Origin of the sequence: Streptomyces sp. NBC_01334, from assembly GCF_035983595.1 — a bacterium.
Classification (GTDB): domain Bacteria; phylum Actinomycetota; class Actinomycetes; order Streptomycetales; family Streptomycetaceae; genus Streptomyces; species Streptomyces coriariae.
Genome location: NZ_CP130718.1, coordinates 7,781,331 through 7,799,695 on the forward strand (window position 1 = coordinate 7,781,331; position 18,365 = coordinate 7,799,695).

An 18,365-nucleotide genomic window follows, 5' to 3' on the forward strand; every position below is an offset into this window, starting at 1 on the left:
ACGGGTGGGGGGCCGACCGGGAACTCCGGTCGGCCCCCCACCTGTTCGTCAGTCCTCGGCGCTCACGGGCGCGGTGTCGACGGGTCCGGCCCCACGGGTTCGGCCCCGACGGTGTCGAGCACCGCCACCTCGATGTCGTCCAGCCGCTCCCGGTCCGCCACCACGTCGATCCTGGTGATCCCGCCCTCCGCGAGCGTGAACAGCAGGACCAGCCGCAGCCTGCCGTGCGGCGCCATCGCGAGGCCGACCCGGCCGTCGAGCAGGGCGAGGCCGGTGAACCGGGCCCGGCCGGTCGCCGCCATCGCCCCCTCGGCCACCGGGCGGGCACCGCTGACGGTGACGGGCTCCGGCGTCGGGACGACGAAGCGGTCGGCGGTGAGGACCACGTCCGGGTGCAGCAGGGCGAGCAGCGCCTCGAAGTCGCCGCCTCTCGTGGCGGCCAGGAACGCGTCGGCGACCTGGCGTTGCCGGGCCCGGTCGGCGACGGCCGTGGGCACGGCGGGGCCGGGGCCGGCGGTGTCGGGAGCCCCGCCGCCCCGGCCGACGGGCGCGCCGCCCCTGACGCGGCGGCGCGCCCGGCTGGCCAGTTGCCGTGTCGTGGCCGGAGTCCGCTCGATCATCGGGGCGATGGTGTCGAACGGCACGGCGAACAGGTCGTGCAGCACGAACGCCAGCCGCTCGGCCGGGGCGAGCGTGTCCAGCACGACCAGCAGCGCCACCCCGACCGAGTCGGCGAGCAGCGCCTCCTCCTCGGGGTCGCCGCCCTCCGCCGTCCCGACGGCGGGCTCGCTCACCTGGGCGTCCAGCGGCACCTCGGGCCGCGTTCTCCGGGCGCGGAGCATGTTCAGGCACACCCGGCCGACGATCGTGGTGAGCCACCCGCTGAGGTTCTCCACAGCACCGATGTCCGCCCGGGCCGCCCTGAGCCAGGTCTCCTGAACGGCGTCCTCCGCCTCGCCGAGCGAGCCGAGCATGCGGTAGGCGACGGCACGCAGATGAGGCCGGTCGGCCTCGAAGTGCTCCGGTGGCAGGGCGGTGTACGTGGTCATGGCCGGGTCCCCGTTCGTGTCACTGCGGTGCGGGTGTGCGTGCCCAGATCACCACACGCGCGGGGTCAGCCGCATCGGAGTCTCCTCGGACGAAGAGGCACCCCTGGGCGCGCGGTTGTGCGGCAGCCCGGCCAACAGGACGGGCGGACCGGAGGAGTTGGTGACCACCGAGAAGGCCGGGACCGCGCCGACCGGCCCGGACGGCCGGTGTGGGGTCGGCCGGGTCGGCCGGGTCGGCCCGCGGGCTCGGGGACGGGGGCGGTCATGCGGTCGGTCACGGAGCATGGCCCGGGGGATTTTCGAGGACGGGTCGAACGCGGGGCGGGCGCGAGGCGGGCGGCGGTCGGAGGCGGTGGTCGCCGTGGGGGAGCTCCCGTGCGAGGGGAGTCGCTCCCCGGAAAACCCGGGGGCGGCCCGATAGGCTCGGGTCTCCTTGAGAGGACGGGGGCCGGACGTGAAGATCCTCATCAGCGCCGACATGGAGGGCGCCACGGGCGTCACCTGGCCGGCGGACGTACTGCCCGGGGCGCCGGAGTGGGAGCGGTGCCGGTCGATGTTCACCTCGGACGTCAACGCCGCCGTGCTCGGCTTCTTCGACGGCGGGGCGGACGAGGTCCTGATCAACGAGGCCCACTCGACCATGCGCAACCTGCTCCTCGAGCAGCTCGACGACCGGGCGGAGATGCTCACCGGCCGGCACAAGTCCCTCTCCATGGTCGAGGGCGTCCAGCACGGGGATGTCGACGGCATCGCCTTCGTCGGCTACCACGCGGGCGCCGGCATGGAGGGCGTCCTCGCCCACACCTACCTGGCCAACTCCCTCACCGGTGTCTGGCTGAACGACGTACGGGCCAGCGAGGGGCTGCTCAACGCGCACGTGGTCGCCGAGTACGGGGTGCCGGTCGTCCTCGTCACCGGAGACGACGTGGCCTGCGAGGACGCGCTCGGGTACGCGCCCGAGGCGTTGAAGGTCGCGGTCAAGGACCACGTCTCCCGGTACGCGGCCGTGTGTCGCACCCCGGCCCGCACGGCCGCCGACATCCGGGCGGCGGCGAAGGAGGCGACCCAGCTGGCGATCCGTCAGGAACCGCTGAGCGGTGGGCCGTTCACGGTCGCCGTGGAGTTCGACGCCGAGCACCTCGCGATGGCGGCCACCGTCGTGCCCGGCGTCGCCCGGGTCGGCGAGCGGAAGATCGCGTACACCAGCGGCACCATGTACGAGGGCATCCGTACCTTCAAGGCGGTCACCACGATCGTCTCGGCCGCGATCGAGGAGCAGTATGGCTGAGGAGCAGCACCCGGGGCACGGGCGGGAGCGGCGGCAGGGGCCGGGGCGACGGCGGAGGCGGGAGCGGCATGGCTGACGCGCAGGCGCGGGACGAGGTCGTGCGGTTCACCTCCGATCTCATCCGCATCGACACCACCAACCGCGGCGGCGGCGACTGCCGGGAACGGCCCGCCGCCGAGTACGCCGCCGCGCTGCTCGCCGAGGCGGGCATCGAGCCGGTGCTCCTCGAACGCACCCCGGGGCGGACCAACGTCGTCGGGCGGATCGAAGGCACCGACCCGGCCGCGGACGCGCTGCTCGTCCACGGTCACCTGGACGTGGTTCCCGCGGAAGTCGCCGACTGGAGCGTCCACCCCTTCTCCGGGGAGGTGCGTGACGGGGTCGTGTGGGGGCGCGGCGCCGTCGACATGAAGAACATGGACGCGATGATCCTGGCCGTGCTGCGGTCCTGGGCCCGGCAGGGCGTCCGGCCCCGGCGCGACCTCGTCGTCGCCTTCACCGCCGACGAGGAGGCCAGCGCCGAGGACGGCTCCGGGTTCCTCGCCGACCGGCATCCGGGACTCTTCGAGGGCTGCACCGAGGCCATCGGCGAATCCGGGGCGTTCACCTTCCACGACGGCGCCGGGCGCGAGATCTACCCCATCGCCGCGGGTGAGCGCGGCACCGGCTGGCTGAAACTCACCGCACGCGGGCGCGCCGGACACGGCTCCAAGGTCAACCGGGAGAACGCGGTGACCCGCCTGGCCGCCGCCGTCACGCGCATCGGCGAGCACGAATGGCCGCTGCGGCTCACCCCGACCGTCCGTGCCGCCCTCACCGAACTCGCCGCGCTGTACGGCGTCGACGCCGACCTCCACGACGTGGACGGTCTGCTGGCGAAGCTCGGCCCGGCGGCCGCCCTGGTCGAGGCGACCGTCCGCAACAGCGCCAACCCGACCATGCTGGGCGCCGGTTACAAGGTCAACGTGATCCCCGGGGAGGCCGTCGCCTTCGTCGACGGCCGCTATCTCCCCGGCGGCGAGGACGATTTCCGCGCGACGATCGACCGCCTCACCGGGCCCGACGTCGACTGGGAGTTCCACCACCGCGAAGTCGCTCTCCAGGCACCGGTGGACGCCCCGCTCTACGCCCGTATGCGGGCCGCCGTGGAGGAGTTCGCGCCCGAGGGGCACGTGGTGCCGTACTGCATGTCCGGCGGCACGGACGCCAAGCAGTTCTCGCGGCTCGGCATCACCGGCTACGGCTTCGCACCGCTGAAGCTCCCGGAGGGCTTCGACTATCAGGCCCTCTTCCACGGTGTCGACGAACGGGTCCCGGTGGAGGCGCTGCACTTCGGCGTCCGGGTACTCGACCGCTTCCTGCGAACGGCCTAGCGAACGGGGAGAATGTGCAGGTCCTGCCGTACGGTTCCTGGCCCTCGCCCATCGACGCGACCCTCGCGGCCACGCACGACGGGCGCCCCGAGTACGTCTGCTTCGTCGGCGACGAGGTGTGGTGGACCGCGCCCCGGCCGGCCGAGCACGGCCGCCGCACCCTCGTCCGGCGCCGGCCCGACGGTACGGAGGAGTCCCTCCTGCCCGCCCCCTGGAACGTCCGCAGCCGGGTCGTCGAGTACGGCGGACAGCCGTGGGCCGCCGGCGTGTACGACGGGCGGCTCCTCGTGGTGTTCGTGCACTTCGCCGACCAGCGGCTGTACGTGTACGAGCCCGGGTCCGAGTCCGCGTCGGGTGGTGGGCCGCGCCCGCTGACTCCCGTCTCGTCCGTGGGTGGCGGACTGCGCTGGGTGGAGCCGCAGTTGCTGCTGGAGCGGGGCGAAGTGTGGTGCGTGCTGGAGGAGTTCACGGGCGAGGGGCCGACCGACGTGCGCCGGCTGCTGGCCGCGGTGCCGCTGGACGGCTCGGCCGCCGACGATCGCGCCGCCGTGCGCGAACTCACCGACGACCGGCGCCGGTTCGTCACCGGGGCCCGCCTGTCGTCCGACGGCCGCCGGGCCGCCTGGCTGGCCTGGGACCATCCCTCGATGCCGTGGGAGGGCACGGAGGTGGTCGTCGCCGACGTCGGGGGTGACGGCACCCTGAGCGGCGCCCGGGTGGTGGCCGGCGGGCCGGGGGAGTCGATCGCCCAGGTCGACTGGATGCCGTCGACGGGATACGGGCGACAGCTGCTGGACGACGGTCGACGGTCTGTGGTCGACGACGGACGGTTGGCGGTCGTCGGTGAACCGTCGACGATCGACGGAGGGCGGTCGACGGGCGACCCAAGGCAGTCGACGGGCGACGGCGGGCGGTCGACGATCGACGGTCGACGGTCCACACGCGACCGAGGACAGTCGCCGTACGACGGACAGCAGTCCGCAGGAGACTGTCTTCTGTATACGAGCGACCGAAGCGGCTGGTGGAACCTGTACCGCGACCACCAGCCCGTCTGCCCCCGCGAGGAGGAGTTCGGCGGAGCCCTGTGGAAGCTGGGGCAGCGCTGGTTCGCGCCGCTGGAGAGCGGACTCGTCGCGGTCGTGCACGGTCGGGGGGCCACCGTGCTCGGGATCCTCGACCCGGAGACCGGGGAGCTCGTCGACGCCGCCGGACCGTGGACGGAGTTCGCGCCCACCCTCGCGGTGCAGGGGGAACGCGTCGTCGGCGTCGCGGCCAGTCCGCGCAGCGCGTACGAGGTGGTGGAGCTGGACGCCAGGACCGGCCGGGCCCGGGTGGTCGGAGCCGCGCACGACGACGCGGTGGACCCGGCCTACTACCCCGAGCCCCGGATCCGTACCTTCACCGGTCCCGACGGCCGTGACATCCACGCGCACGTCTACCCGCCCCACCACCCCGGACAGGCCGCGCCCGGCCACGAACTGCCGCCCTACGTCGTGTGGGCGCACGGCGGGCCCACCGATCGCGCCCCGCTCGTACTGGATCTGGAGATCGCCTACTTCACCTCCCGGGGCATCGGGGTCGCCGAGGTCGACTACGGCGGCTCCACCGGGTACGGGCGGGAGTACCGGGAGCGGCTGCGCGAGCAGTGGGGCGTGGTCGACGTCGAGGACTGCGCGGCCGTCGCCCTGGCGCTCGCCGACGAGGGCAGCGCCGACCGCCGGCGGCTGGCCGTGCGGGGCGGCAGCGCGGGCGGCTGGACCGCCGCGGTCTCGCTGGCCGGCACCGACGTCTACGCCTGCGGCACGATCCGCTACCCCGTGCTGGACCTGGTGGGCTGGGCGACGGGCGAGACCCACGACTTCGAGTCGCGCTACCCGGACAGTCTCGTGGGGCCCCTCGCGCAGGTGCCCGCCCGGTACGCGGAACGCTCGCCGATCGAGCACGCCGACCGGATCACCGTGCCGTTCCTGCTCCTCCAGGGGCTGGACGACGTGATCTGCCCGCCCGCCCAGTGCGAGCGGTTCCTGGCCCGGCTGGCCGGGCGGCAGGTGCCGCACGCGTACCTGGCGTTCGAGGGGGAGGGGCACGGGTTCCGGCGGGCGGCCACGATGGTGCGCGCCCTGGAGGCCGAGCTGTCGCTGTACGCTCAGGTGTTCGGGCTGTGCCCGCCCGGAATTCCCAGGTTGGAGCTTGTGCGGTGAAGGAACTCGTGCGGCCGTCCCGGCTCGCCCCCGGCGCCCGGGTCGCGGTCGTCGCGCCCAGCGGGCCGGTGGCGGAGGAGCGGCTGGAGGCCGGCCTCGACCTGTTGCGCGGCTGGGACCTCGACCCGGTGGTCGCCCCCCATGTGCTGGACCGGCACGACCGGCTGCCGCACCTCGCGGGCACCGACGCCGACCGGGCCGCCGACCTCCAGCGGGCCTGGTGCGACCCGGGCGTCGACGCCGTGCTGTGCGCACGTGGCGGCTACGGTGCCCAGCGGATCGTCGACCTGCTCGACTGGGACGCGATGCGGGCGGCCGGACCGAAGGTGTTCGTCGGCTTCAGCGACAGCACCACCCTGCACGAGGCGTTCGCCCTCCGCCTGGGCCTGGTCACGTTGTACGGGCCCGCGGCCGCGGGCATCGACTTCATCAAGAGCGCCCGGGGGCAGGAGCACCTCAGGGCCACCCTGTTCGCCCCGGAGACCGTCCGCACACTCGCCTCCACCGGTACGGCGATCGCCCCCGGCCGGGCGCGGGGCGTCACCCTGGGTGGCTGCCTGGCGCTGCTGGCCACCGGCTACGGCACCCCGCACACCCGGGCCGGCACCCGCGGCGGGCTGCTGCTGATCGAGGACGTCGGGGAACGGCCGTACAGCGTCGACCGGGCACTCACCCAACTCCTGCGCACCGGCTGGCTCGACGGCGTCGCGGGTGTCGCGCTCGGCTCCTGGGACAGGTGCGGCCCCTACGAGGAGCTGCGCCCGGTCCTCGTGGACCGGCTCGGCTGCCTCGGCGTCCCCGTCGTCGAGGAGCTCGGGTTCGGTCACTGCGAGGGGGCGCTCACCGTGCCCTTCGGCGTGCCCGCCGTGCTCGACGCCGACGAGGGCACGCTGACCCTCGACACCCCCGCCCTGCGCTGACTCCCGGCCGCCTCACCCGGGGGCGCGCCTCACCGTGCGTGAGCGCGGTGCAGGGCTCACGCTGGTCGTATGAGTCCGAAGACCTCGAAGGCGTCCCGGAGCGGTGGCAGGAACGAAGCGCTGACGCCGGGCCGGATCGTCGTCCTGGCGCTCGCCGTCCTCACCCTGGTCTTCATCTTCCAGAACACCCGCCCCACGAAGATCCGGCTGCTGATCCCCGAGGTGACGGTGCCGCTGTGGACGGCGCTCCTGGCGATGTGGGTCATCGGCGTCCTGTGCGGCGCCTCCTTCGCGTATTTCAAGAAAAGGCGCAAGTGACCTCGTCGTAGGCTGTCCCGATGCCGCACACCGCATCCCGATACCTCGCCGAGGGCCCCCGCGTGGGCATACGCCACTTCACCTACGAGGACGGGCCGGAGTTCACCGCCCGCGCGCGGGAGAGCAAGGATCTGCACCACCCGTGGCTGTTCCCGCCGGCCACCGCCGCCGCGTACACGGCCTACGCGGGCCGGCTGATCGAGGACCCGTCGAAGGCCGGCTTCCTCGTGTGCACCCTGGACGACGGGGCGGTCGCCGGGTTCGTCAACATCAACAACATCGTCGAGGGCGGCTTCCAGTGCGGCGCGCTGGGCTACGGCGCCTTCGCGCACGCGGCCGGGCGCGGGCTGATGCGCGAGGCGCTCGACCTGGTGGTGGGCCACGCGTTCGGACCGATGCGGCTGCACCGGCTGGAGATCAACGCGCAGCCCGGCAATGTCGCCTCGATCGCCCTGGCCCGCGGCTGCGGCTTCCGCCGGGAGGGCTTCTCCCCGAAGATGATCTACGTCGACGGGGACTGGCGGGACCACGAGCGGTGGGCGATCACCGCCGAGATGCGGACTTGCGGTTGATCTTCATCGTGTCGAGGTCGGTGACCGTCGACCGCAGCCCGGTGAAGCCGTGGCCGAGCTCCCGCAGCGTCGCCTCGGCGCGCTCCTCGGCGAACGCGCCCGCCATCTCCTCGCCGTCCGCCGCGTCCGACACCACCACGTAGCGCATCGAGAAGTGCTTCAGCGGCGACGGCTCGTACGACAGCGTGCCCTCCTCGGTGAACCGCATGCTCGTCAGGCCGTGGTCGGCGGCCTCGGCGAGGAGACGGGTCCGGCCCTCGTCCGTGAGGCCGTCCCAGGTGCCCCGGACGATCACCCGGTAGGTGTGCTGCTCACTCACTGCCGCTCCTTCGCGCCTGTTGTCGAACGCCCGACTCTACGTCCGCGACCACCCGCCGCCCACGGAATTTCGTCGGGCCCGGCGCCTCACGAACCGCGCCGGTCGACGTACTCGTACACCGCCCCGTCCGGGTGCCGGGCGATCAGGTTGCGGCCCACCGGGGTCGGCACCGGGCCGGCGATGACGTCCGCGCCCAGCTCGGTGAGGGTCCGGTGGGCCTCCTCCACGTCCGCGACGGCGATCGTCGCGGCCACCTTGCGCAGCAGCTCCAGCTCGGCCGGAGGCCCGCTCATCAGCAGGAAGCAGCCGACCGCGGCCACTTGCACACCGCCCCGCTCGAAGCGGAGCGCGCCGGTGCCCGCCAGCCGCTCGTAGAAGGAGACCGAGGTCTCCAGATCATCGACACAGACACGCAGTGTGGCTCCCAGAATGTCCATGCGGACGAGCCTAGTTGGGGCGGCCGCGGTGAGGTGATCCCTTCACCCGATCCCCGCCCGGCCCCCTCCCTGGCCCGCTTCTCGATCCGCTCCCCGCCGCTCCGGCAGGCGGGTCCGTGGAGTTAAGCGTCCATGACAGCGGGTACCCGAGGTCCATGGAGCGCATGGATCACCTGGAGCATCTGGACAAGCATCTGGTCGACGAGCTGGCGCAGGTGGCGCGCGAGACGATCCGCGAGGAGCTGCGCGAGCAGACCCGCAAGCAGCGCCGCACGGCCATGCTCTACGCGGCGTCCGGCGCCGTCGCCCTCTATGCGGGCGCGGCCGTCGCACTCGCGGTGGGGCTCGCCCTCGGCATCGGTCTGCCGGACTGGGCCGCGGCGCTGATCACCGCCGCGATCCTCGCAGTCGTGGCGTACCTGCTGCGCGGCGCCGCCAAGCCGCACGCGTCGTCCCCGCCCACGGCCGGGCTCGAGGCCGCACCGGGCAAGGGCCCCGGCCGGGTCATCGGCGGTACGCCGCCGGCCGGGCCGCCCGGTGGTACCGGGCTGCCGTACCCGCCGATGCCGCCGACCGCGCCCGGCGCCCAGGTGCCGGAACCGGGCGGGGCGCCGCGCGCCGACGACATCGATCCCGAGAGCCCGCACCGGGCCTGACGGGCGGTACGCGTCCGCCGAAGTGACGTATCCGCGTCACGTGTTCGGCATCCGGGCGGCCCCGCGGCACACGCTGCCGCGGGGCCGCCCGGTGCGTGAGGGCGCACCCCGGTTCCTCCGGGGCCGTCGCGCTCCGGACACCGGGCGCCCGGAGGGGACACCGGAGAACGTTTGGCGACTCCTGCCAGGGGGACGCGGAAACCTTCGTACGACAACCGTCCGAACTCCTTCGGAGGCCCACCGTGAGGCGTCCCCGCATCGTGATCGTCGGAGCCGGCTTCGCCGGGTACCGGACGGCCCGGACCCTGGCGCGGGCGGCCAAGGGCCGGGCCGACATCACTCTGCTCAACCCGACCGACTACTTCCTGTACCTGCCCCTGCTGCCCCAGGTGGCGGCCGGCATCCTCGAGCCGCGCCGGGTCACCGTCTCCCTGTCGGGGACCCTGCGCGAGGTGCGGCCGGTGCTCGGCGAGGCCGAGCACGTCGACCTCGACGCGCGCACCGTCCACTACACGAACCCCGAAGGGGACCAGGGCACGCTCGGCTACGACCGGCTCGTGCTGGCCGCCGGCAGCGTCAACAAGCTGCTGCCCGTCCCCGGGGTCGCCGAGCACGCGCACGGGTTCCGCGGCCTGCCCGAAGCCCTCTACCTGCGCGATCACCTCACCCGGCAGGTGGAGCTGGCGTCCTCCGGCATGAACGCCGAGGAGTGCGCGGCGCGTTGTACGTTCGTCGTGGTCGGCGCGGGTTACACCGGTACCGAAGTCGCCGCGCAGGGACAGCTGTTCACCGACGCCCTGGTCCGCGCCCACCCCCTGCGGCGAGGCATCCGGCCGCGCTGGCTGCTGCTCGACCTCGCGTCGCGCGTACTGCCCGAGCTGGACGAACGGCTCTCCCGCACCGCCGACCGGGTGCTGCGCGCGCGGGGCGTCGAGGTGCGCACGGGGACCTCCGTCAAGGAGGCCACCCGCGACGGAGTCCTGCTGACCGACGGCGAGTTCGTCGACACCCGCACCCTGGCGTGGTGCGTGGGCGTACGGCCCGATCCCCTCGCGGAGTCGCTCGGGCTGCCCATGGAGCGCGGGCGGTTGCTCGTCGAGCCGACGCTTCAGGTGCCGGGCAGGCCCGAGGTGTTCGCGTGCGGTGACGCGGCCGCGGTACCCGATCTGGAGCGGCCCGGGGAGTACACCCCGATGACCGCGCAGCACGCCTGGCGGCAGGGCAAGGTGGCCGGGCGGAACGTCGCCGCCTCTCTCGTCGAGGGCGGCGGCGCGGCCGGTCTGCGGCCCTACCGGCACAGGGACATGGGATTCGTCGTGGACCTGGGCGGGGTGCAGGCCGCCGCCAATCCGCTCGGCGTCCACCTGTCCGGCCCCGCGGCCGGCGCCGTCGCCCGTGGTTACCACCTCGCCGCCATGCCCGGCAATCGGGTGCGCGTGGCCGCCGACTGGCTGCTGGACGCCGTGCTCCCGCGGCAGGACGTCCAGTTGGGCCTGGTCCGGTCCTGGTCGGTACCGCTGGACACCGCGTCGCCGGAACTGGCGCGGGTACCCGGGGACCACCGGCACGAGCCTGCGGCCTCCGGCCCCGGCGCGGCCACCGAGGAGGACGTGAACGCCGGGAACGACGCGGACGGTACGGACGACCGGAACGCGTACGGCACGAACGCGTACGGCGAGAACACGGACGACAGGAATGAGGGGATCGACGTGAAGGACGTGAACGACGTGAACGACGTGAAGGACGTGAAGGACGTGAAGGACGGGGACAAGGCGACCGACGGGGCCGGCGAGCATCACCCCTCCCCGGAGGACGGCTCCCAGTCGATCACCTCGCCGACACCCGAGGTGGGACGGCATTCGGGCGGTGAGGAGGGGTCCCGTGTGGGGCAGTCGTCGCCGGAGGAGGGCTCCCAGTCGATCGACTCGCCGACGCCCGAGGTGGGGAGGCACAGCTCCGGGCCTGCGACCGCACGGAAGGACGGGACCGCCGAGGACGAGCCCGCCCCCGGCCCCGTCGAGCGCGGTGACGCCCGCGACGCGAAAGGGGACCGGTAGCCAGATGGACACCGCCGAACTCATCGAACTCGGACAGCAGTTGCGGGTCGACAGTGTGCGTGCCTCCGCCGCCGCGGGGTCCGGGCATCCGACGTCCTCGATGTCGGCCGCGGATCTGATGGCCGTACTGTTCGCGAACCACTTCCGCTACGACTTCGACCGCCCGGCGCACCCGGGCAACGACCGCTTCGTCCTCTCGAAGGGCCATGCCTCCCCCCTGCTGTACTCGGCCTACAAGGCCGCCGGGGCCATCGACGACGAGGAGCTGCTGACCTTCCGCGCACTCGGCAGCCGGCTCGAGGGACACCCCACCCCGCAACGGCTGCCGTGGGTCGAGACGGCCACCGGCTCGCTCGGCCAGGGGCTTCCGGTGGGCGTCGGCATCGCGCTGGCCGGGAAGCGGCTGGACCGCATCGGCTACCGCGTGTGGGTGGTGTGCGGGGACAGCGAGCTCGCCGAGGGCTCGGTCTGGGAGGCGGCCGAGCACGCGGGTCACGAACACCTCGACAACCTCACGGTGATCGTCGACGTCAACCGGCTCGGCCAGCGCGGACCCACCCGGCACGGCCACGACCTCGGCGCCTACGCCCGCCGCTTCCAGGCCTTCGGCTGGCACACGATCGAGATCGACGGACACGACGTGGACGCCGTCGACCGCGCCTACGGCGAGGCGGCCTCCACCCTGGGGCAGCCCACCGCGATCCTCGCCCGCACCCTCAAGGGCAAGGGCGTGAGCTCCGTAGAGGACCGCGAGGGCCTGCACGGCAAGCCGCTGCCCGACGCCGACGAGGCGATCGAGGAACTGGGCGGCATCCGTGACCTGCGGGTCGACGTGCACGAGCCGGCCGACGCCCGCATGCTGCACTCCGTCCCGACCGGGCCCCTCGTGCTGCCCAGCTGGGAGGGGGAGGACCGCGAGAAGGGCGTGGCGACCCGCGACGCCTACGGCAAGGCCCTCGCCGCTCTCGGCGCCGCCCGCGAGGACATCGTCGCCCTCGACGGCGAGGTGAGCGACTCCACCCGCGCCGAGGCCTTCGCCAAGGAGTACCCCGACCGGTTCTTCGAGTGCTACATCGCCGAACAGCAGCTCGTCGCCGCCGCGGTCGGCCTCGCGACACGCGGCTGGGTGCCGTACGCCTCGACGTTCGCGGCCTTCCTGACCCGGGCCCACGACTTCGTCCGGATGGCCGCGGTCAGCGGGGCCGGCATCAACCTCGTCGGCTCGCACGCAGGGGTCGCCATCGGACAGGACGGGCCCTCGCAGATGGGTCTCGAGGACCTGGCGATGTTCCGGGCCGTGCACGGCTCGACCGTGCTGTACCCGTGCGACCCGCACCAGACCGCCCGGCTCGTCGCCGCCATGGCCGGTCTGGACGGTGTCCGCTATCTGCGCACCTCACGCGGCGCCGACCCGGTCCTCTACGGGCCGGACGAGGAGTTTCCCGTCGGCGGCAGCAAGGTGCTGCGTTTCTCCGACCGGGACCGGCTGACGATCGTCGCGGCCGGCGTCACCGTGCACGAGGCGCTGAAGGCCGCCGAGGCGCTCGACGGCGAGGGCATCGCGGCCCGGGTGATCGACCTGTACTCGGTCAAGCCCGTCGACCGGGCCACGCTGCGCCGGGCGGCCGAGGAGACCGGCCTGCTGCTGAGCGTGGAGGACCACCACGAGCAGGGCGGCCTCGGGGACGCGGTCCTCGACGCCTTCCTCGACGGGCGGCCGGTGCCCCGGCTGGTGCGGCTCGCCGTCCGGACGATGCCCGGCTCGGCGAGCCCGGCCGAGCAGCTGCACGCCGCGGGCATCGACGCCGAGTCGATCGCCGCGTCCGCCCGGCTGCTGGTGGAGCAGGCGATCGCGCCGTGAGCGGTGACGCCGTGCGGAAGGTCCGGGTGGGCCGCCGCAGCGTCGAGGTCCACCGGCCGGACAAGGTGCTCTTCCCGGGCGGCGCGCAGGCGAAGCAGTACACGAAGGGCGACCTGGTCGCGTACTACCGGTCGGTCGCCGCGTTCATGGTTCCGCAGCTGCGGGGCCGTCCGCTGATGCTGGAACGGCACCCGGACGGGATCGACGGGCCTCGCTTCATGCAGAAGAACACCCCCGAGCACTACCCGGAGTGGATCCCGCGCGCCGAGGTGGCCAAGGAGGACGGCACGGTCCGTCACACCGTCTGCGACGAGTCCGCCACCCTCGCCTACCTCGCCGACCAGGCGTGCGTCACCCTGCACCGCTGGCTGTCCCGGGTCGGCCGGGTCGACCGTCCGGACCTGATGGTCTTCGACCTCGACCCGGCCGACGGCTCCGGCTTCGCCGCCGTCCGGGAGGCCGCCGAGTGGCTCGGCGAGCTCCTCGACCAGCTGCGGCTGCCGTCGGCCCTGATGACGACCGGCTCGCGCGGTCTGCACGTCGTCGTCCCGGTCGACGGGCACGACGACTTCGACACGGTGCGCGGCTTCGCCCGGGACGCCGCCGAACTGCTCGTCGCCGAGCACCCCGACCGGCTGACCACGGCCGCCCGCAAGAAGGACCGCGGCGACCGGCTCTACCTGGACGTGCAGCGCAACGGTTACGCGCAGACCGCCGTCGCCCCCTTCACGGTGCGCGCGCTGCCCGGGGCGCCCGTCGCGACGCCCCTCACCTGGGAGCAGCTGCACGATCCGGAGCTCGGCCCGCGCCGCTGGACCATCGCCGACGCCGCCGAGCAGGCCCACGCCCGTCCCTGGTCGGCGCTGACGGGCCGCGGGCGCGCCCTGGGCCCGGCCCGGCGCCGGCTCGACGCACTCCGTGCGGCGTGAAGGTTTGGCCAAGAGCCTTTGGGCCACCCGGAAGAAGAGGTGGCCATGGTGAACACAAAAAGCTCAGCACAGTCACACACGTCACGTAATGCACATAACAAGCACGAATCACCTGCATCACACGATTCGCAAAGTTCAGGAACCTCACGGAGTGCGGAGACCTCAGGGACCTCGCGCGCTTCACAGGGTTCACCGCGACCGGCTCAGAGACCGAAGAGACCGCAGAGATCACCACGTTCGCAGAGTCCGCAGAGTTCGCGAACTCCGACGAGCGAGAAAGGCAAGGACGACGTGGCGGACGACCGGCCGAGCCCCATGGAGGTGCTGCGCGAGGCGCGCGCCCAGCTCACGGAGCTGACGGGGATGACCGCCGAGAGCGTCTCGTCCTTCGAGCAGACGGAAGACGGCTGGTCCCTGGAGGTCGAGGTCCTGGAGCTGTCCCGCGTGCCCGACACGATGAGCCTGATGGCGAGCTACCAGGTCGAGCTCGATCCCGGTGGCCAGCTCACCGGCTACCGGCGCGTTCGCCGCTACGAGCGCGGACGCTCCGACGCACATCGGCCGGGCGGCCGCTAGGCCGCCGGCCCGCAGTCGTTCCCGATCATCCAATCCCAGACAAGGAGGCGCGGTCGACATGACCGTTGTTCCGGCCCAGCAGTCCGGCGGTGGAGGCGGCTCAAGCGGCCTCTACGACGTGCTGGAGCTCGTCCTCGACAGGGGTCTCGTCATCGACGCGTTCATACGGGTCTCCCTGGTCGGTATCGAGATCCTCAAGATCGACGTACGGGTCGTGGTGGCCAGCGTCGACACCTACCTGCGCTTCGCCGAGGCGTGCAACCGGCTGGACCTGGAGGCGGGGCCGCGCAAGAGCCCGGGCCTGCCCGACCTGGTCGGCGAGATCACCGAGTCCGGCGCGCGCGGCAAGTCCAAGGGCGCCCTGTCCGGCGCCGCGGAGACCATCTCCGGCGCCTTCAAGCAGGCCCGTGACGAGGGCTCCGAGCAGGAGGAGCGGGCCTCCAGGCCGCGAGCCCGCAAGAGCACGACCGCGCGCAGGAAGGAGGAGCAGGAGTGAGCACCTACGTGTACGGCATCGTCGCGAGCTCGCACCCCGACCTTCCGGACGGCCTGGCCGGTGTCGGCGAGCCGGCCCTGCCGGTGCGCGTCCTGAAGGAGGGCGCGCTGGCGGCGGTCGTGAGCGACGCCCCCGAGGGGCTGCGGCCCAAACGCAGGGAGCTGCTCGCCCACCAGACCGTGCTCGCCGAGGCGGGCGCCGAGGGCTGCGTGCTGCCCATGCGGTTCGGCAGCGTCGCCCCCGACGACAGCTCCGTCACCGGGGTCCTCGCCGAGCGCACCGAGCACTACGAGGAGCGCCTGCGGGCCCTCGAGGGCAGGGTCGAGTACAACATCAAGGCCTCGCACGTCGAGGAGGCCGTCCTGCACCAAGTGATGGCCGAGAGTCCTGAACTGCGGGGCCTCGCGGAGGCCAACCGGCAGGCGGGCGGCGGCAGTTACGAGCAGAAACTGCAGCTCGGCGAGATGGTGGCCGCCGCGGTGAAGGCCAAGGAGGCCGAGGACGCGGCCGACGTGCAGCAGAACCTCGAGCCGCTGGCCGCGGCCACCAGTGTGGGCCCCGAGTCCACCGGCTGGCTGCTCAACGTCTCGTTCCTGGTGGACCGCGACTCGGCGGCCCGGTTCCTGGAGGCCGCGGAGGAGCTCCGCAAGGGCCGTCCGCACCTCGAACTGCGTGTCAACGGGCCGCTGCCGCCGTACAGCTTCGTCGAACCCGGCCCGGCCGAACCGGCGGGCACCAGCTCGGAGTAGGTGCGCCATGGGACTCATCTCGGAGGTGCTGCTGTTGCCGTTCGCCCCGGTGCGCGGCAGCGGCTGGGTGATCGAACAGGTGGTCAAGGAGGCCGAGCGGATCTACTACGACCCCGCCACGGTCCGGGCCGAACTGGGGCGTCTGGAAGAGCGGTTGGACGCCGGCGAGATCACGGAGGAGGAGTTCGACGAGCAGGAGGACGAGCTCCTCGACCGACTGGAGAGCGCGACGCGCAGAAGCGCGGGGACGGACGACGGGTGGACAGGATGAACCGAACGGCATTGGGCCTCGCGGTCGGGGCCGGGTATCTCCTCGGACGTACCAAGAAACTGAAACTGGCCTTCGCCGTCGGCTCCTTGGTGGCCGGGAAGCGGCTGAACCTGACCCCCAAGGGCATCGCGGACCTGGTCTCCCAGCAACTGCAGAACAACCCGCAGTTCAAGGAGATCGGGGACCAGCTGCGCCAGGACCTGCGCGGGGTCGGCAAGGCCGCCTCCGGCGCCATGGTCGAGCGGCAGATCGACGCGCTCGCGGACCGGCTGCACGGCCGCACCGCCGAGGTGCGCGACCAGCTCGAGGGCGTCGTGCCGGGTGAGGACGCGGACGACGAGGCCGAGGACGAGGCGGACGAGGAGTACGAGGAGGAGCCGCAGGACGCCGAGGAGGACGAGGAGCCTCAGGACGCCGCCGCGGAGGACGAGGACGAGGAAGAAGAGGAAGAAGAGGAAGAAGAGGAACAGCCCAGGAAGACGGCGGCGAAGAAGGCACCGGCGAAGAAGACGGCCAAGAAGGCGCCCGCGAAGAAGGCCCCCGCGAAGAAGACCCCTGCCAAGAAGGCGCCCGCCAAGAAGGCCGCGGCCCGCACGCCGGCCGCGAAGAAGACCGCGTCGGCCCGCAGGACGGGCACGAGCACCGCAGCGAAGACCGCCTCGGGTACCGGTTCCCGGGCCCGGCGGCCGAAGGGAGGCGGTGACCGATGACCGAGACCCTCGGATCCGCCAAGTCCGCGACCTCCGCGGCAGGCAAGGAGGCGGGCGGCAACCCGCTCTCCGGACTGGCTCACAGCGAGGCCGCCGACCGGCTCAAGGAAGAAGTGCAGGAGTACTTCGCCGCGCAGGCCACGCGCCTGCTGGCCGGTGTCGGCCACAAGCTCGGGGACACCACGGCCAAACTGAACGACATCGCCGAGGGCAACAGCCCGGGCTTCGCCAAACTCGCCCTCGAAGGCGGTCGCAAGGTCGCCGAGGGCAAGGGACCGCTGCGCACCGCGCTGGAGCTCGGTGCCTCGCGGGCCAAGGACAAGGTGACCAGCGCGTTCAAGAACCTCGGTGGCAAGGGCGGCAAGGGCAAGAAGAGCGCGGGCAAGAAGCCGACCGTGATCATGGAGACGATCGACGTCGGCGTGCCGCTGCGCACCGCCTACGACCAGTGGACGCAGTACCAGGATTTCAGCACTTTCGCCAAGGGCGTCAAGAGCGCGAACCGCGCCGACGACACCACCAGCGACTGGCAGGCGAAGGTCTTCTGGTCCAACCGCAGCTGGAAGGCGAAGACCACCGAACAGGTGCCGGACGACCGGATCGCCTGGACGTCGGAGGGCGCCAAGGGCACGACGAAGGGCGTCGTCTCCTTCCACGAGCTCGGCGAGAACCTCACCCGGATCCTGCTGATCATCGAGTACTACCCGACGGGTCTGTTCGAGAAGACCGGCAACATCTGGCGCGCCCAGGGCCGCCGCGCCCGCCTCGACCTGAAGAACTTCGCCCGCTTCATCACCATCAAGGGGGAGGCGGAGGACAGCTGGCGCGGTGAGATCCGCGACGGCGAGGTCGTCACCTCCCACGAGGACGCGGTCGCCCAGGAGGAGGAGGAGAACGAGGAGAACGAGGAGAACGGCGAGCCCGAGGAGGGTGCCGAGGCGCGGGATGCCGAGGACACCGCCCCGGAGGACGATGAGGAGTACGAGGACGAGGGCCCGTACGCCGAGGACGAGGAAGTCGAGGACGAGGAAGCCGAGCCCGAGGGCGAGTACGAGGAGGAGGACGAAGCCGAGGAGGGCGAGCCGGAGGCCGCCGAGGACGAGTACGAGGAGTACGACGAGGAGGAGCCCGAGGAGGAGCCCGAGGAGGAGCCCCGGGCCGAGGACACCCGTGAGAAGGCCAGGGCCCGACGATGAGCATGCCGAGCCGGATGCCGGAGCCGTACGGCCAGGGCGGCGGAGCCAACCTCGCGGACATCCTGGAACGCGTCCTCGACAAGGGCATCGTCATCGCCGGCGACATCCGGATCAACCTGCTCGACATCGAACTGCTCACCATCAAGCTCCGCCTCATCGTCGCCTCCGTCGACAAGGCCAAGGAGATGGGCATCGACTGGTGGGAGGACGACCCGGCCCTTTCCTCCGGCGCCCGCCGCAACGAACTGGCGCGTGAGAACGCCGAGTTGCGAGAGCGGCTGGCGCGGCTGGAGGAACTGGAACTGGGCCGCGCCCCGGAGGAGAGCCGCGCACTGAAGAAGGGCCGGACCCCGAGTGAGAGCCGCGCCCCCAAGGACGTCCGAGAGG

The 18,365-nt window shown here is 72.7% G+C and carries 19 protein-coding genes and 1 pseudogene; 17 read left to right on the top strand and 3 right to left on the bottom strand.

What is annotated here, in order from left to right:
• Window positions 1-62 precede the first annotated feature (62 nt).
• A complete protein-coding gene (locus OG736_RS34660; protein WP_327185895.1) occupies window positions 63-1,049 on the bottom strand; it encodes a sigma-70 family RNA polymerase sigma factor in 987 nt (328 codons plus the stop codon).
• 454 nt (window positions 1,050-1,503) lie between these two features.
• Here OG736_RS34660 and OG736_RS34665 point away from each other — a divergent pair, with 454 nt between their 5' ends.
• The 6 genes from OG736_RS34665 (at window position 1,504) to OG736_RS34690 (ending at window position 7,721) form a co-directional block, all read left to right on the top strand.
• Window positions 1,504-2,337 (top strand): M55 family metallopeptidase, encoded by an 834-nt coding sequence (locus OG736_RS34665; RefSeq protein WP_327185896.1) that lies wholly within the window; start codon window positions 1,504-1,506, stop codon window positions 2,335-2,337.
• 68 nt (window positions 2,338-2,405) lie between these two features.
• Window positions 2,406-3,710, top strand: coding sequence for a M20/M25/M40 family metallo-hydrolase (locus tag OG736_RS34670; RefSeq protein ID WP_327185897.1), 1,305 nt, complete (start codon window positions 2,406-2,408; stop codon window positions 3,708-3,710).
• Between the two features lie 14 nt (window positions 3,711-3,724).
• Window positions 3,725-5,911: a S9 family peptidase gene (locus OG736_RS34675; RefSeq protein ID WP_327185898.1), complete on the top strand. Its 2,187-nt coding sequence runs from the start codon at window positions 3,725-3,727 to the stop codon at window positions 5,909-5,911.
• Complete coding sequence (locus OG736_RS34680) at window positions 5,908-6,831, top strand: S66 peptidase family protein (protein ID WP_327185899.1); 924 nt, start codon at window positions 5,908-5,910, stop codon at window positions 6,829-6,831. The genes OG736_RS34675 and OG736_RS34680 overlap by 4 nt, the downstream gene beginning before the upstream one ends.
• A gap of 69 nt (window positions 6,832-6,900) precedes the next feature.
• Window positions 6,901-7,149: a LapA family protein gene (locus tag OG736_RS34685; protein ID WP_327185900.1), complete on the top strand. Its 249-nt coding sequence runs from the start codon at window positions 6,901-6,903 to the stop codon at window positions 7,147-7,149.
• A 20-nt stretch (window positions 7,150-7,169) separates the two neighbouring features.
• On the top strand, window positions 7,170-7,721 hold the full coding sequence (locus OG736_RS34690; RefSeq protein WP_327185901.1) for a GNAT family N-acetyltransferase: 552 nt from the start codon (window positions 7,170-7,172) through the stop codon (window positions 7,719-7,721).
• Here OG736_RS34690 and OG736_RS34695 read toward each other — a convergent pair.
• Window positions 7,693-8,040, bottom strand: a complete 348-nt coding sequence (locus tag OG736_RS34695; RefSeq protein WP_327185902.1) for a DUF6204 family protein — start codon at window positions 8,038-8,040, stop codon at window positions 7,693-7,695. The genes OG736_RS34690 and OG736_RS34695 overlap by 29 nt on opposite strands.
• Window positions 8,041-8,126: 86 nt before the next feature.
• Complete coding sequence (locus OG736_RS34700) at window positions 8,127-8,477, bottom strand: VOC family protein (RefSeq protein ID WP_020125573.1); 351 nt, start codon at window positions 8,475-8,477, stop codon at window positions 8,127-8,129.
• A 155-nt stretch (window positions 8,478-8,632) separates the two neighbouring features.
• Between OG736_RS34700 and OG736_RS34705 the strand changes: the two genes are divergently transcribed.
• The 11 genes and pseudogenes from OG736_RS34705 to OG736_RS34755 form a co-directional block, all read left to right on the top strand.
• Complete coding sequence (locus OG736_RS34705; protein WP_327185903.1) at window positions 8,633-9,133, top strand: phage holin family protein; 501 nt, start codon at window positions 8,633-8,635, stop codon at window positions 9,131-9,133.
• Window positions 9,134-9,375: 242 nt separating this feature from the next.
• Window positions 9,376-11,190 (top strand): NAD(P)/FAD-dependent oxidoreductase, encoded by a 1,815-nt coding sequence (locus tag OG736_RS34710; RefSeq protein ID WP_327185904.1) that lies wholly within the window; start codon window positions 9,376-9,378, stop codon window positions 11,188-11,190.
• Window positions 11,191-11,194: 4 nt separating this feature from the next.
• Window positions 11,195-13,051, top strand: coding sequence for a transketolase (locus OG736_RS34715; RefSeq protein ID WP_327185905.1), 1,857 nt, complete (start codon window positions 11,195-11,197; stop codon window positions 13,049-13,051).
• Complete coding sequence (ligD, locus tag OG736_RS34720; protein ID WP_327185906.1) at window positions 13,048-13,980, top strand: non-homologous end-joining DNA ligase; 933 nt, start codon at window positions 13,048-13,050, stop codon at window positions 13,978-13,980. Before OG736_RS34715 ends, ligD begins: the two co-directional genes overlap by 4 nt.
• A 291-nt stretch (window positions 13,981-14,271) precedes the next feature.
• Window positions 14,272-14,556, top strand: coding sequence for a gas vesicle protein GvpO (locus OG736_RS34725; protein WP_079073805.1), 285 nt, complete (start codon window positions 14,272-14,274; stop codon window positions 14,554-14,556).
• 58 nt (window positions 14,557-14,614) lie between these two features.
• Window positions 14,615-15,052 (top strand): gas vesicle structural protein GvpA, encoded by a 438-nt coding sequence (locus OG736_RS34730; RefSeq protein ID WP_327185907.1) that lies wholly within the window; start codon window positions 14,615-14,617, stop codon window positions 15,050-15,052.
• On the top strand, window positions 15,049-15,801 hold the full coding sequence (locus OG736_RS34735) for a GvpL/GvpF family gas vesicle protein (RefSeq protein ID WP_327185909.1): 753 nt from the start codon (window positions 15,049-15,051) through the stop codon (window positions 15,799-15,801). The genes OG736_RS34730 and OG736_RS34735 overlap by 4 nt, the downstream gene beginning before the upstream one ends.
• A 7-nt stretch (window positions 15,802-15,808) precedes the next feature.
• A complete protein-coding gene (locus OG736_RS34740) occupies window positions 15,809-16,072 on the top strand; it encodes a gas vesicle protein GvpG (protein WP_327185911.1) in 264 nt (87 codons plus the stop codon).
• The gene (locus OG736_RS34745) at window positions 16,069-16,782 is read left to right on the top strand and encodes a DNA primase (RefSeq protein WP_327185912.1); all 714 of its coding nucleotides are present in this window, start codon (window positions 16,069-16,071) and stop codon (window positions 16,780-16,782) included. Before OG736_RS34740 ends, OG736_RS34745 begins: the two co-directional genes overlap by 4 nt.
• Window positions 16,779-17,978: an SRPBCC family protein gene (locus tag OG736_RS34750; protein ID WP_327185913.1), complete on the top strand. Its 1,200-nt coding sequence runs from the start codon at window positions 16,779-16,781 to the stop codon at window positions 17,976-17,978. The genes OG736_RS34745 and OG736_RS34750 overlap by 4 nt, the downstream gene beginning before the upstream one ends.
• Window positions 17,975-18,301 (top strand): annotated as a pseudogene (locus OG736_RS34755) (gas vesicle protein); the annotation flags it as partial. The gene OG736_RS34750 and the pseudogene OG736_RS34755, both read left to right, overlap by 4 nt.
• Window positions 18,302-18,365 lie beyond the last annotated feature (64 nt).